Raw genomic sequence first — 13,538 nt, 5'->3', positions numbered from 1 at the left:
GAGCCGTCCGAGCCACATCGACCGGTCTGCAGTTCGGCCCCGGACGCGGCAGGTGCGCGCCCGGAGTAGCCTCACCCGCGTGCGAGTACGTGTCGAGCAGACCTCCCTGCCCGGGATCGGCGTACGTCATGATCTGATGACGGAGTCCGGCCGCCGGCTCGGTGTGGTCTCCCACCGCAATGGCCGTCGCGACCTGGTCCTCTACGACCCGGACGATCCCGACTCCTGCCAACATGACATACCCCTGACCGACGACGAGGCGGAGGCGCTCGCCGACATCCTCGGCGCGTCGCTGATGCTGGGTCAGCTCTCGGGTCTGCGCGAGCAGGCCGCCGGGCTGCTGACCGAGCAGGTCGCCATCCCGGCGGGGTCGAAGTACGTCGGCAAGCGGCTCGGTGACACCAAGGCGCGCACCCGGACCAGCGCGTCCATCGTGGCCGTGCTGCGTCAGGGCGCGGTGAACGTCTCGCCCGAACCCACCTTCCGGTTCGAGGCCGGCGATGTGGTCGTCGTGGTCGGCACCCGTCAGGGGCTCGACGGCGTGACCGCGATTCTCGCCGAGACCGATCCGGACGGCTGACGCGTATGCACGAAACCACAATCCTGCTCATCGAAGTCGGTGCGCTGCTGCTCCTGCTCGGCCTGCTCGGCCGGCTGAGCCGTCGCTTCGGCGTCTCGCCCATCCCGCTGTACCTGCTCGCCGGCCTGGCGTTCGGGCACGGCGGGCTGCTGCCGCTCAACGCCAGCGAGGAGTTCTTCGCCGTCGGCGCCGAGATCGGCGTGATCCTGCTGCTGGTCATGCTCGGTCTGGAGTACAGCGCCAACGAACTGGTGGGCAACCTCCGGTCGGCCGCGCCGGCCGGCGTGATCGACGCGGTCTTCAACGCGCTGCCCGGTTTCGCCTTCGCGCTCCTGCTCGGCTGGGGCTGGGTGGCGGCGGTGGTGCTCGCGGGCGTCACGTGGGTGTCGTCGTCCGGCGTGATCGCCAAGGTGCTCGGCGACCTGGGCCGGGTGGGTAACCGGGAGACGCCGGTGATCCTGTCCGTCCTGGTGATCGAGGACCTGGCCATGGCCCTCTACCTGCCGTTGGTCACCGCGCTGCTCGCCGGGGTCGGCCTGATGAAGGGCGGCATCGCGCTCGCCATCGCGGTGTTCACCGTGGTCGTCGTGCTGGCCGTGGCGATCCGGTACGGCCACCTGATCTCCGCCGCGCTCTCCGCCAAGGATCCGGAGGCGCTCCTGCTCGGGGTACTCGGCCTCACCCTGCTGGTCGCGGGCGTCGCGGCCAAGCTCCAGGTCTCCGCGGCGGTCGGCGCGTTCCTGGTGGGCATCGCGCTGTCCGGGCCGGTCGCGCACCACGCCACCGAACTGCTCTCCCCGCTGCGTGATCTCTTCGCCGCGGTCTTCTTCGTGTTCTTCGGGCTGGTCACCAACCCGCTGGACATGCCGCCGGTGCTGGTGCCGGCGCTGCTGCTCGCAGTGGTCACCATGGCGACGAAGGTGGCCACCGGCTACCTGGCCGCCCGCCGGGTCGGGATCGCCGAGCCCGGACGCTGGCGGGCCGGTCTGGCGCTGACCCCGCGTGGCGAGTTCTCCATCGTCATCGCCGGGCTGGCCGTCTCGGCCATCTACCCGGTGGAACCGAAGCTCGCCGCGCTCGCCACCGCGTACGTGTTGATCACGGTGGTGACCGGGCCGCTGCTCGCCCGGCTGCCCGACACGCGATGGTTCAAGCAGTGGCTGCGCAGCCGCGCCGCCGCCGCACGGCCGCCCGCGCCGCTGCCCCTGGGCTCCGGCGACTGACACGGCGCGGGGCCGGATCAGCCGAGGGCAGATCCGGCCCGGCGTTGTCAAATTGATCCCGGGAAGGTCTACCACTGCTCCGCCCAACCGCGTTAACGTTTCGGCCCAGCAGCCAGGGTCCGCGGGTGGCCTGCGCCCCCGCCAGCGCAAGCGGAAGGTCGGCCGGTGAGCGTGCAGGAAGAGACGTTCCGCGGCTTCGCCAACCCGGTCGATCCCTCGCCCGCCGAGCTCCGCTCGTGGGCGTATCAGCCGGATTCGGTGCCGCTGACCTCGATGCCGCCCGACTGGGATCTGCTCGTCGCCGGTGACCACCTGGTGCAGACGCTGTTCGACCTGGCGATGGACCAGGGCTGCCCGGCGCGGCGGTTCGCGCTGCACTGCCTCTACATCTACGCCGCCGACGGCATCCGGACGAACTTCCGCGCCCACCCCAAGCGCCGGTTCCGCAAGCTGGTCGAGCAGGCCGAGAAGTCCGGCGACGACCTGATGCGCAACTGGGCGCACAACAGCCGGGTGCTGCTCGCCCGGCCGGACCTCTTCGTCTACCGGGACTGGTGCGAGGGCGGCCTGGTCCGCGAGAACCGCCGCCTCTGACACGAACGACGAACGGGCCGGGATCCCCCGTGGATCCCGGCCCGCACGTCGGCGGATCGTCAGGTCGATCCGCCCTGCTTCTTGCGCCGCTCGTCGTCCCGTGCCCGGTCCACACCGTGGTCCGTCTGGTCGGCGAAGCGCCCTTCCTTGACCTTGTCGCTGAAGCGTCCCTCGGTGACCCGGTCGAACCGCTCGCGGACGTTCTCGGCCACCTTCTCCAGCCGTTCCTCCGCGCGCTCGGCCACCTTCTTCGCCGGTTCCGCCATGGCTCCCCCCGCCAGCCCGGAGTCCGCTATGAGGCTTTTGCCCCTGCGGAAAGCCTAATCGACAGTGCCCCGCCGTACCCCGGATTCCCCTGACCCGGGCCGCGAACCGGCCCGGGAAAGGACGAAGGCCGGCGCCGCCCCAGGGGAGCGGGGCGCGCCGGCCTTCCGGTACGAGGTCAGCGGTCGGGAGCGCGGCGCGGACGCCAGACGACGAGCGCGGTGGACGTGCGGTTGGTGGGTACGAGATCGCCGCGGGGGAAGCCACCGAGCGACTCCAGCTCGGCGATCCGCCGGTACGCGGCGTCCAGTTCCGCCTCCAGCCGGGCCACCCGCTGCTGCGCCTCTTCGAGCAGCCGCTCCAACCCGATGATCCGCTTGACCCCGGCCAGGTTGATCCCGTCGTCCTGGCTGAGGCGCTGCACCTCGCGGAGCAGCACCACGTCCCGGACGCTGTACCGGCGACCGCCGCCGGACGCCCGGCCGGCCTGCACCAGGCCCAGCCGGTCGTACTGGCGCAGCGTCTGGGGGTGCATCCCCGCCATCCGCGCGGCCACCGAGATCATCAAGACCTTGGCCTCGTAGGCCGGGTCACCCGAGCCGACGTACTCCTCCGACATGCCCGCTCACCTCCGCTGCCGACCTCAACTGAATCGACGTACCCGCGCGTCGAGATGTTCCCGCGCGGCGGGCGGAGTCTGCGCCGCGAAGGTCTCCAGCGCCGCCCGCGCCTCGTCCGACACCTTCGCCGGGACCACCACGTCGAGCGTGACCAGCAGGTCACCGGCGCGGCCGTCCTTGCGTACGACGCCCTTGCCGCGGGCGCGCAGCACCCGCCCCCCGGGCGTACCCGGTGGCACCCGCAGGGTCACCGTCCCGTCCAGGGTCGGTACGCGCAGGTCCGTGCCGAGAACCGCCTCGGCGTACGTGATCGGGACGGTCAGGGTCAGGTCGTCCCCGGTACGCCCGAACAGCTCGTCCGGGCGGACCTTCACCTGCACGAACAGGTCACCGGCCGGGCCGCCCCGCTCGCCGGGCTCGCCCCGGCCGGCCAGGCGGATCCGCTGCCCGTCGGCCACACCGGCCGGGAAGCGCACGTTGAGCGTGCGGGTCTTGGTGACCCCGCCGGTGCCGTGGCACTCCGGGCACTTCTCCTCGACGATCGTGCCGACGCCCTGGCAGTTGCGGCACGGCTCGGAGAAGCTGAACGACCCCTGGTTGCGGGTGGTCACCCCGGCGCCGTGACAGACCGGGCAGGCCACCGGCTGGGTGCCGGGCTTCGCGCCGTTGCCGTGGCAGGTGTCGCAGACTCCGGGGGCGCGCAGCGTCAGCGGCAGCGTGACGCCACGTACCGCGTCGGTGAAGTCGAGCGCGACCTCGGTCTCGACGTCCCGCCCGCGGGCCGGGCCACGCGGACGTGCCGGACCGCCGGCGCCCCCGCCACCGGAGAAGATCGAGCTGAACAGGTCGGTGAAGCCACCACCGCTGAACCGGGTGTCGCCGCCGCCCGCGCCGCCGCCGAACAGGTCGGAGACGTCGAACGGCATGCCGCCCGGCTGGCCCCCGCCGCGGGCGTTGCGCCGGAAGGCACCGGAGCCGAACAGCGAGCGCATCTCGTCGTACTCGCGGCGCTTCTTCTCGTCACCGAGCACCGCGTACGCCTCGGAGACGGTCTTGAACCGCTCCTCGGCACCGGTGTCGCCGGGGTTGTGGTCCGGGTGCGACTCCCGGGCCAACTTGCGGTACGCCTTCTTGATCTCGTCCGAGGAGGCGGACTTGTCCACGCCCAACGCGGCGTAGTAGTCCTTCTCGATCCAGTCCTTGGAACTCACCGGTCCACCCCCTTCCACGGGTCGAATCCCGGTCGTCCCGCCCGCCCGGTGCGGGCGGGCGGGACGTCACGGGTCGGCACTACTCCGGGTCCGCGACCGCGACCATGGCGGGCCGCAGCAGCCGCTCGCCGAGCTGGTAACCGCGCCGCATGACCTGTACGCAGGTCGGCTCGGTCACGTCGGCGGAGGTCTGGTGCGCCACCGCCTCGTGCCGGGTCGGGTCGAACGGGTCACCGGTCTCGCCGAACGCGGTCAGGCCGAACTTGGCCAGCGCGCCGGTGAGCTGCTCGGCCACACTGCCGAACGGGCCCACCAGGTCGCCGTGCTCGCGCGCCCGGTCCAGGTCGTCGAGGATCGGCAGCAGCGCGGTGAGCACCGCCCCGGTTGCCTGCTCCTGCACCAGGTTGCGGTCCCGGTCGACCCGCTTGCGGTAGTTGGCGTACTCCGCCGTGACCCGCTGGAGGTCGCGGGTGCGCTCCTCCAGGTCGGTGCGGAGCGACTCCAGCTCGGCACCGAGCGGCGCGTCCGTGCCGGTCCCGCCCTTCGGCTCGGCGGGCGCGTCGACCACGGCCGGACCGCTGACCTCGGCCTCGCCGCCGATCTCGTCGACCACGACCTCGGCCTCCTCGACCAGCCCTTCGGCGGGCGCGTCGGCGGCCGCGTCGGCCGCCGAGGCGTCGTTCGCGGGCTGCTCGGTCACCTTGCCGAGCTTGCGCTTGTCACGGATGACGACCCGGGGTTCGTCGCCGGCGTCCTTGCCGGCGCCCGCCGACCCGGTGGCACCCGGGTCGGCCGCGCGTGGCTTGTCCGTCATGCGGTTACCTCATCCCTCTGCCGTGCGAATCGTGTCCGGGACCGGATGTCACTTCTTGTCCTCGTCCACGATCTCCGCGTCGACCACGTCGTCGTCGCCACCGGCCTTCGGGCCACCGGCCGCACCGGCACCGGCACCCGGCCCGGCAGCGCCCGGGGCGGTCTGCTCGCCCTCCTGCTGCTGGGCGTAGAGCAGCGAGCCCGCCTGCTGGGAGACCTGCGCCAGCTTCTCGTGCGCGGACTTGATCTTCTCGATGTCCTGCCCGCCGAGGGCGCTACGCAGCTCGCCGAGCGCCTCGTTGAGCTGGTCGCGGTTCTCGCCGGGCAGCTTGTCGCCGCTCTCGGCGAGGAACTTCTCGGTCTGCCACTGGAGCGCCTCGGCCACGTTGCGGGTCTCGGCCTCCTCACGGCGACGCTTGTCCTCGTCGGCGTGCTCCTCGGCGTCCCGGCGCATCCGCTCGATGTCGTCCTTCGGCAGCGAGGAGCCGCCGGTGATCGTCATCTTCTGCTCCTTGCCGGTGCCCAGGTCCTTGGCGTGCACGTTCACGATGCCGTTGGCGTCGATGTCGAACGTGACCTCGATCTGGGGCACGCCGCGCGGGGCCGGCGGGAGACCGGTCAGCTCGAAGGTGCCGAGCTTCTTGTTGTAGGCGGCGATGTCCCGCTCGCCCTGGAACACCTGGATCAGCACCGACGGCTGGTTGTCGTCGGCGGTGGTGAACACCTCGGAGCGCTTGGTCGGGATGGTGGTGTTGCGCTCGATGAGCTTGGTGAAGATGCCGCCCTTGGTCTCGATGCCCAGGCTCAGCGGGGTCACGTCGAGCAGCAGGACGTCCTTGACCTCGCCCTTGAGCACACCGGCCTGCAGGGCGGCGCCGACGGCGACGACCTCGTCCGGGTTGACGCCCTTGTTCGGGTCGCGGCCGGTGAGCTGCTTGACCAGGTCGGTCACGGCCGGCATCCGGGTCGAGCCGCCGACCAGGATGACGTGGTCGACGTCGGAGATCTTGATGCCGGCGTCCTTGACGGCCTGCTCGAACGGGCCCTTGCAGCGGTCCAGCAGGTCCTGCGTCATGCGCTGGAACTCGGCGCGGCTGAGCGTCACGTCGAGGTGCAGCGGGCCGGCCGAACCGGCGGTGATGTACGGCAGGTTGATGTTGCTGGTAGTCGCGGCGGACAGCTCGATCTTGGCCTTCTCGGCGGCCTCCTTGAGCCGCTGCATGGCCATCTTGTCCTGCGAGAGGTCGATGCCGTGCTCGCCGCGGAACGTCTTCACCAGGTGGTCGATGATGCGCTGGTCCCAGTCGTCACCACCGAGCTGGTTGTCACCGCTGGTGGACTTGACCTCCACCACGCCCTCGGCCAGCTCCAGCAGCGACACGTCGAAGGTGCCGCCGCCGAGGTCGAAGACCAGGACGGTCTGCTCCTTGGAGCCCTTGTCCAGGCCGTACGCCAGGGCCGCCGCGGTCGGCTCGTTCACGATCCGCAGCACGTTGAAGCCGGCGATCTCACCGGCCTCCTTGGTGGCCTGACGCTGCCCGTCGTTGAAGTAGGCCGGGACGGTGATCACCGCGTCGGTGATCTGCTCGCCCAGGTACGCCTCGGCGTCCCGCTTGAGCTTCATCAGCGTGCGCGCCGAGATCTCCTGCGGGGTGTACTTCTTGCCGTCGATGTCGACGGTCCAGTTGGTGCCGATCTCACGCTTGACCGACCGGATGGTCCGGTCGGGGTTGGTCACCGCCTGGCGCTTGGCGACCTCACCGACGAGCACCTCGCCGTTGCGGGCGAACGCGACGATCGAGGGAGTCGTACGCGAGCCCTCGGCGTTGGCGATGACGGTGGGCTCACCGCCCTCGAGAACGCTGACGCAGGAGTTCGTCGTGCCGAGGTCGATGCCGACCGCACGTGCCATGTTCGCTTCCTCGCTTCGTAACGGGTGAGCAGGTCAGACGGCCTGCCCGGCGGGTCGCCCGGAAGCGACCGCACCATAAGTTGAGTGAACTTGACTCAATAGTGCCACGCGATCGCCAATCCGCAAGTCGAGGTTGAGCCGACCCGGCGCAACCCGACCGTTACTACTGTCCGGTTGTCTTACCTTGCGTCGGTCGGGCACGCTTTAGCGGTGACGACGCATGGCGATTCCGCCACCCGTGCCGGCGCGCCCGCCGTCGCAGCCCGCACCGGAGCCACCACCGGCGACGACCAGCCTGCTCACGCCGCCGACGGCCTGCCCGCCGCGCTCTCCGGCCTGCGGGCGGCGATTGATGCGGCCCGCTTCCCGCTCGCCCTCCCCTCGGCCGAGCCGGCCCGGCACGCCGCGGCGAGCGTCACCGACCAGCTCGACGACTACCTGCTGCCCCGGCTGGCCCGGCTCGACGCCCCGCTCCTGGTGGTCGTCGGCGGCTCCACCGGCGCCGGCAAGTCGACGCTCGTCAACAGCCTGGTCAAGGCGCGGGTCAGCGCGGCGGGCGTGCTCCGCCCCACCACCCGCTCCCCGGTGCTGGTGTGCAGCCCGACCGACGCGGCCTGGTTCCGGCAGGGGGACCTGCTGCCCGGCCTGACCCGGACCACCGAGCCCAGTGAGCAGCCGGGCACCCTGCACCTGGTCACCGCGCCGGCACTGCCGCCCGGCCTGGCCTTCCTCGACGCGCCGGACATCGACTCGGTGGTCGACGCCAACCGGGCGCTCGCCGGTCAGCTGCTCGCCGCCGCCGACCTCTGGCTGTTCGTCACCACCGCCGCCCGGTACGCCGACGCCGTCCCCTGGGAGCTGCTGCGCAGCGCCCGCGCCCGGGGCACCGCCGTGGCGATGGTGCTGGACCGGGTCCCCCCGGAGGCAGCCGACGAGGTCGCCGCCCACCTGTCCGAGATGCTCGCCGAGCAGGAGCTGGGTGCCGCGCCGCTGTTCGTGCTGCCGGAGACCTGGGTGGACGGGCAGGGGCTGCTGCCGGACCGGATCACCGCACCGCTCAGCGACTGGTTCTCCCGGCTCGCCGCCGATGCCGAGGCCCGCGCCGCGGTGGTCCGGCAGACGCTCGACGGCGCGCTGGCCGCGCTGCACCCGGTGGTGGAGGCGCTGGCCGAGGCCGCCGACGAGCAGGTCACCGCCGCCGACGCGCTGGACGAGCGGGTCCAGGCCGCGTACCGCAGCGCGGAGCGCAGCGTCGACCAGGGGCTCAAGGACGGCCGGCTGCTGCGCGGTGAGGTGCTGGCGCGCTGGCAGGAGTTCATCGGCACCGGCGACTTCTTCCGCGGGCTGGAGGCCCGCATCGGGCGGCTGCGCGACCGGGTGGTCGCGGCGGTCACCGGACGGCCCGCTCCCGCCGCGGAACTGCGTACCGCGATCGAGTCCCAGCTCGTCACGCTGCTGCGCGGGGTGGCGGCCGAGGCGGCCGAAAACGCGTACACGGTCTGGAAGGCGCACCCGGCGGGCGCGGCGCTGCTGGAGCCGGACCTGGCGCACCCCTCGGCCGACCTGCCGGAGCGGGCCGAGCAGCTGGTCCGCGACTGGCAGCGCGGCGTGCTGGAGTTGGTCCGGGTCGAGGGCGGCGACCGGCGGTTCGTGGCGCGCACCGCCGCGTACGCGGTGAACGCCACCGGCCTCGCCGTCATGATCGGTGTGTTCGCCTCCACCGCGTTCATCCCCACCGGGCTGGAGGTCGCCGCGGGCACCGGCACGGCGGTGGCCGGGCAGACGGTGCTCCAGGCGATCTTCGGCGATCAGGCGGTCCGCAACCTGGCCCGCAAGGCCCGCGTCGACCTGCTCGACCGGGTGGGCAAGCTGCTGGCCGAGGAGGCCGAGCGCTTCCTGAGCCGCACCGAGGCCGAGCGCCCGGCCGCGAACGCCGGTGCGGCGCTGCGCTGGTCCGCCGTCGAGGTCGAGCGGGCCCGGCACCGCAGCGGTCTGTTCCCGACGAACACCGAGCAGGACGGTCGCCTGTGAGCGCGAGGAGTGAGCCGATCCTGCGAGCCCCGCAGGCGCGAACGAGGATGACACAGTGAGCAACGTCGTCGGACGGATGCGTGACGCGCTGCGCGGCGAGCAGCGGGTCGACCCGGACGTGCTGATCGAGCGCCTCCAGGCGATCCAGCGGTTCCTGGCCGCGGTGGACGGCGACGTGCCCGACGCTCAACTGGTCGCCGCGCACACGGTGGTCGAGCGCGCCGGTGACCGGCTCGCGCTCTCCGGCCGACACACGGTGGTCGCGCTCGCCGGTGCGACGGGCAGCGGCAAGTCGAGCCTGTTCAACTCGCTGGCGCGGCTCGACCTCTCCCCGGTGGGCGTACGCCGCCCCACCACGGGTGTCGCGCACGCCTGCGTGTGGGGCCCGCTGGACGGCGCGGTCCGGCTGCTCGACTGGATCGGGGTGCTGCCCCGGCACCGGTTCGTCCGGGAGAGCCCGCTGGACGCCGACGACGAGTCGAACCTGCACGGCCTGGTCCTGCTCGACCTGCCCGACTTCGACTCGGTGCAGCACGGCCACCGGCTGGAGGTGGACCGCCTGCTCGGCCTGGTCGACCTGGTGGTCTGGGTGGTCGACCCGCAGAAGTACGCCGACCGCGTGATCCACACGAGCTACCTGCGCGAGTTCCACAGACACAAGGACGTCACGGTCGTGGTGCTCAACCAGGCCGACCGGCTGCACCCGACCGAGCTGCCCAGGGTCCTGGACGACCTGCGCCGGCTGCTCGATGACGACGGGCTGGGCGGGGTGCCGCTGCTGCCGACCGTCGCGGTGGACCCGAACGGGCTGGACGGGCTGCGGGCCGAACTGGAGCGTACGGTCGCCGAACGGCAGGCCGCGCTGCGCCGGCTCTCCGGCGACGTGGACGCCGTGGTGGACGATCTCGAACCGCTCGTCGGGCCGGAGCCACCGCGCACCCGGCCCGGTGACGCCTCGGCGCAGGAGCTGACCCGGGCCCTCGCCGGCGCGGCCGGGGTGCCGACGGTGGCGGCGGCGGTCGAGGGGGCGTACCGGCACCGGGCGGTCGGCAACACCGGCTGGCCGCTGCTGCGGAGCTGGCGCAAGCTGCGGCCGGATCCGCTGCGCCGGCTGCACCTGTCCGGGCGGGATCCGGACGCGCCGGCGGAGAGCCTGGTCGCGGCCACCTCCGTACCCGATCCGACGGCCGCGCAGCGCTCGGCGGTCACGCTGGCGATCCGCGCGGTGGCCGAGCGGGCCGGTGGCGGTCTGCCCGCGCCGTGGCCCGCCGCGGTGACCGCCGCGGCCCGGGGCCGGCAGGCCGACCTGCCGGGCGCGCTCGACCACGCGGTCGCCGCGACCGACCTGGGCATGGACCGCCGGCCCGCCTGGTGGCGGGTGGTCGGCGCGCTGCAGTGGGTGGTCACCCTCGCCGCGCTGGCCGGCCTGGTCTGGCTGATCATCGGGTACGCGGTGCGCCTGCTCGGCCTGCCGCCGCTGGAGCACCCGACGCTCGGTGTGGTGCCCTGGCCCACCGTCCTGCTGCTCGGCGGCCTGCTGGCCGGGCTGCTGATCGCGGCACTGACCCGGCCGGTGGTCGGGTGGGCGGCCCGGCGGGCCCGGGCGCGGGCCGAGCAACGCCTGCTCACATCCGTGGGCAGCGTCTCCGAGAAGTACGTGCTGGACCCGGTCTGGGCGGTGCTGACGCGCTACGGCACGGCCCGGGACGCGCTGCGCGAGGCGGGACGGCGCTAGACCGGCGTGCTGACCGGTGTGGGGGCGGCCGGTGCGGCGTAGGGTCGATACATGGCCACGCCACAGACCCCCTACGACGCGGTGCTGCACGCCGCGCGCGACGTGACGAGGCTCGACTCGGCCCTGGACGCGGAGATGCTCGGCGCCGCGTTGCTGGGCAGCGTCTACGCCGTCGCGGAGCACGACCGGGAGCAGGCCGTCCGCGACTTCGTCACCGGTTTCCTCGCCGCCACGTCCCGGCGCCGCAGCGCCGCCGCGACCACCCTGCGGGCCGTCTTCGCCGCCCTGGTGCCCGACGCCGAGGGCGCCGCCCGGGTCCGGCCCGGCGCGTACGCCCCGTCGTGGGCCGGTCAGCTGGGCCGGGTGCGCGTCACCGGCGCCTGGGCCTACGGCGACGTGTACGGCGACCAGACCTCCTACCTCGCCACGTTCGCGTACGACGACGAGGAGGAGGGCGGCCCGGAGCACGCGCTGGTGGCCTTGGTCGACCACAACATCGGCATCACCAAGGACGTCTTCGTCGGCGGCCCGGCCGGGCGGATCGTCGAGCAGGCCCGGGAGATCTGCACCGAGGACGAGTTCACCTGGTTCCGTACCGAGGACCCGGCCCGGATGCACGCCGAGGTGAGCCGTCACCTGGCGGTCACCGACGACCTGGCCGAACTGCCCGCGCAGGGCTCGCTCGCCACCGACCGGGCGCTCGTGGGCGCGCGGCTGGCCGCACTCCCGGGGCCGACACCGCCGGCCGGTCCGGCCGTGATGCCGGCGCCCACCGACGAGGAGCGCACCCGTCTGGTCCGCGCGTTCCTCGACTCGCCGGAGGCGGCCCGCTTCGGCCTGCCCGAGGTGGCCGACGGCGAGCTGGCCTCGCTGCACTTCTGCCTCGGCCTGCTGCTCGACCACGCGGCCAGCTTCCCGGACGCCGACCCGATGCGGTGGAGCCCGATGGTGGCCGAGCTGTTCCTGCTCGACTGGGTGCACCGCCGCGCCGTGCTGGACATGGACGACGCGGCGATGCTGCCCCGGGTGCTGCGCGCCTGGGCGGCGTACGCGGCCCGGCAGCGCGGGCTGTCGCAGTCGGCCGCCGCCCGGACGGACGAGGCGATCACCGAGATGGTCCCGGAGTTCGCCCGGCTCTACAGCACCGGCGAGCGGCGCAGCCCCGCCACCGCGGCGGTGGCCCAGCTCATGGCGGACGGGGTGGACCCGGACGACCCGGAGGCGCTGAACGCCTGGATCGAGGCGAACCGCCACCGCCTGACCGACGACCCGGCCTAGGCATTCACGCCCGCATGATCGGCACCACCTCGGCGAGGTGGCTGCATCGGGCCGGGTGGGATCGCACCACTACGGCGAAGTGGTGTCGATCATGAGGGGTGGGACACCGATGGCCGGGCCGGGCCGGACGGAACAGAGGTGGCGGACGGTCCGGCGGAACCCGGCGGATCGGCGGGGCCTGACGGATCGACAGGACCGGACGTACCCGATGGGCCGGAGGGCTCGGACGTCGGTTCCGACGAGGGCTCGGAGGTGGGCGTCGGCTCGGCCGTCGTGACCGACGGCTCGGGGCTCGGGCTCGGCTCGGGCGTCGGCGTGGCCGGGTCGGACGGCGAGTGTGACGGCGACGGTGAGGGCACCGGCGACGGGCGGGGCGGGCGGACCGGGGTGGGCCGGACGGGCGCGGCCGGCGGCGGGGGCGCGGCGACCGGGCGGGACCGGTGCCGGGAGCCGAGGTCGCTGTCGTCGGGCAGGGCCGGTGCCGCCGGGAGCACCGGCCGCGCCGGGGGCACCGAGGTCACGTCGACGGCGGGCGTGGGCGTGGACGGCACCGGGGCCTGGGTGCCCTGGGGCATCGGGATGACCACCGGACCGACCGAGGGGGTCGGCAGGAACGGGGTGCTGGTGTCGGGAAGGGCGCTGTTGCCGACGGTGGCGGATCCGGTGCTGATCGCGGCGAGGATCGGCATGGAGGCGGTGCCGGCGAGCAGCGCCACGGTGAGCAGATAGCCGCGGCTGGGACCGCCCGTTCCGGGGGCGCGGTGGGCGCCCACGACCCGGCGGTACGGGGAGGCGGGCAGGGCCCGGTGGCGGCCGAGGAAGGGCGTACCGGGCGGACCCTCTGGTTCGGACACCGGCACACTCCTCACGCACGGACGGGACGAAGAGCACGCGCGAATATCAGGACAAATGCCGCGCCGTGGCTCATCGCAAGCTTGACCCAGTGACGCTCAGTTCACCAGTCGCAACCGCGTGTCGACACACATTTTGTGCGTCGCCCGCTCCCGCCACTGGGGACAAAAGCGCTTATCCGTCATGAACCCGATGGAACCTCACCGGCGAGGGAGGCCATACTGTGGGCCCGCTCACCTCCTCTGCAATCATTCAGACACGACGGCAACGCAGCCGCCACTTCCGCGTACCCCGCGGCTGGTGCGGAACGGTGCCGGCGCTCCCGGGCCTGGGTCTGTCCCGACGGACTCCGGCTCACGCCGCGCGGCAACCCCTACCGGGGTCAGGCGCGGTCGCCAGGGACCGACCCGGCACCAGCCGGGCGG

At 73.1% G+C, this 13,538-nt stretch carries 12 protein-coding genes; 6 read left to right on the top strand and 6 right to left on the bottom strand.

Translation table 11 applies throughout. The annotated features are described in order from the left end of the window. Nucleotides 1-79: 79 nt before the first annotated feature. From ACQP26_RS00715 to ACQP26_RS00705, 3 genes are all read left to right on the top strand, one after another. Nucleotides 80-580 (top strand): cation:proton antiporter regulatory subunit, encoded by a 501-nt coding sequence (locus ACQP26_RS00715; RefSeq protein ID WP_269703145.1) that lies wholly within the window; start codon nucleotides 80-82, stop codon nucleotides 578-580. Nucleotides 581-585: 5 nt separating this feature from the next. Beyond that, the gene (locus ACQP26_RS00710; protein ID WP_269703147.1) at nucleotides 586-1,803 is read left to right on the top strand and encodes a cation:proton antiporter; all 1,218 of its coding nucleotides are present in this window, start codon (nucleotides 586-588) and stop codon (nucleotides 1,801-1,803) included. A gap of 165 nt (nucleotides 1,804-1,968) precedes the next feature. Then, nucleotides 1,969-2,397 (top strand): hypothetical protein, encoded by a 429-nt coding sequence (locus ACQP26_RS00705; protein WP_135242700.1) that lies wholly within the window; start codon nucleotides 1,969-1,971, stop codon nucleotides 2,395-2,397. A gap of 59 nt (nucleotides 2,398-2,456) precedes the next feature. Here ACQP26_RS00705 and ACQP26_RS00700 read toward each other — a convergent pair whose 3' ends face one another. The 5 genes from ACQP26_RS00700 to dnaK all read right to left on the bottom strand — a co-directional run bounded on the left by ACQP26_RS00700 (nucleotide 2,457) and on the right by dnaK (nucleotide 7,217). After that, nucleotides 2,457-2,663: a hypothetical protein gene (locus tag ACQP26_RS00700; protein WP_043327580.1), complete on the bottom strand. Its 207-nt coding sequence runs from the start codon at nucleotides 2,661-2,663 to the stop codon at nucleotides 2,457-2,459. Nucleotides 2,664-2,839: 176 nt separating this feature from the next. Then, nucleotides 2,840-3,280 (bottom strand): heat shock protein transcriptional repressor HspR, encoded by a 441-nt coding sequence (locus ACQP26_RS00695; RefSeq protein ID WP_120572381.1) that lies wholly within the window; start codon nucleotides 3,278-3,280, stop codon nucleotides 2,840-2,842. 24 nt (nucleotides 3,281-3,304) lie between these two features. After that, nucleotides 3,305-4,492: a molecular chaperone DnaJ gene (dnaJ, locus tag ACQP26_RS00690; protein ID WP_281579383.1), complete on the bottom strand. Its 1,188-nt coding sequence runs from the start codon at nucleotides 4,490-4,492 to the stop codon at nucleotides 3,305-3,307. Between the two features lie 79 nt (nucleotides 4,493-4,571). Further along, a complete protein-coding gene (grpE, locus tag ACQP26_RS00685) occupies nucleotides 4,572-5,306 on the bottom strand; it encodes a nucleotide exchange factor GrpE (protein WP_269703150.1) in 735 nt (244 codons plus the stop codon). Nucleotides 5,307-5,354: 48 nt separating this feature from the next. Further along, nucleotides 5,355-7,217 (bottom strand): molecular chaperone DnaK, encoded by a 1,863-nt coding sequence (dnaK, locus tag ACQP26_RS00680; RefSeq protein WP_013473404.1) that lies wholly within the window; start codon nucleotides 7,215-7,217, stop codon nucleotides 5,355-5,357. Between the two features lie 210 nt (nucleotides 7,218-7,427). Between dnaK and ACQP26_RS00675 the strand changes: the two genes are divergently transcribed. The 3 genes from ACQP26_RS00675 (at nucleotide 7,428) to ACQP26_RS00665 (ending at nucleotide 12,261) form a co-directional block, all read left to right on the top strand. Then, the gene (locus ACQP26_RS00675) at nucleotides 7,428-9,248 is read left to right on the top strand and encodes an ABC transporter (RefSeq protein ID WP_433494663.1); all 1,821 of its coding nucleotides are present in this window, start codon (nucleotides 7,428-7,430) and stop codon (nucleotides 9,246-9,248) included. 76 nt (nucleotides 9,249-9,324) lie between these two features. Beyond that, on the top strand, nucleotides 9,325-10,983 hold the full coding sequence (locus tag ACQP26_RS00670; protein WP_281579935.1) for a GTPase: 1,659 nt from the start codon (nucleotides 9,325-9,327) through the stop codon (nucleotides 10,981-10,983). Nucleotides 10,984-11,034: 51 nt separating this feature from the next. After that, nucleotides 11,035-12,261, top strand: a complete 1,227-nt coding sequence (locus tag ACQP26_RS00665; protein WP_269703153.1) for a hypothetical protein — start codon at nucleotides 11,035-11,037, stop codon at nucleotides 12,259-12,261. 89 nt (nucleotides 12,262-12,350) lie between these two features. Here ACQP26_RS00665 and ACQP26_RS00660 read toward each other — a convergent pair whose 3' ends face one another. Next, entirely contained in the window at nucleotides 12,351-13,115 is a 765-nt protein-coding gene (locus ACQP26_RS00660; RefSeq protein ID WP_433494662.1) for a hypothetical protein, read from the bottom strand. Nucleotides 13,116-13,538 lie beyond the last annotated feature (423 nt).

The organism is Micromonospora sp. CA-248089 (assembly GCF_050948515.1).
Taxonomy (GTDB): domain Bacteria; phylum Actinomycetota; class Actinomycetes; order Mycobacteriales; family Micromonosporaceae; genus Micromonospora.
The sequence above is the reverse complement of the archived record's forward strand: the minus strand, read 5'-3'. Positions and strand labels throughout refer to the sequence as shown.

Excerpts from the sequence above, each read along its gene's own strand:
- ACQP26_RS00710 (WP_269703147.1), top strand. The coding sequence starts at position 586 with ATGCACGAAACCACAATCCTGCTCATCGAAGTCGGTGCGCTGCTGCTC.
- ACQP26_RS00700 (WP_043327580.1), bottom strand. The coding sequence starts at position 2,663 with ATGGCGGAACCGGCGAAGAAGGTGGCCGAGCGCGCGGAGGAACGGCTG.
- ACQP26_RS00695 (WP_120572381.1), bottom strand. The coding sequence starts at position 3,280 with ATGTCGGAGGAGTACGTCGGCTCGGGTGACCCGGCCTACGAGGCCAAG.
- grpE (WP_269703150.1), bottom strand. The coding sequence starts at position 5,306 with ATGACGGACAAGCCACGCGCGGCCGACCCGGGTGCCACCGGGTCGGCG.
- dnaK (WP_013473404.1), bottom strand. The coding sequence starts at position 7,217 with ATGGCACGTGCGGTCGGCATCGACCTCGGCACGACGAACTCCTGCGTC.
- ACQP26_RS00670 (WP_281579935.1), top strand. The coding sequence starts at position 9,325 with ATGCGTGACGCGCTGCGCGGCGAGCAGCGGGTCGACCCGGACGTGCTG.
- ACQP26_RS00665 (WP_269703153.1), top strand. The coding sequence starts at position 11,035 with ATGGCCACGCCACAGACCCCCTACGACGCGGTGCTGCACGCCGCGCGC.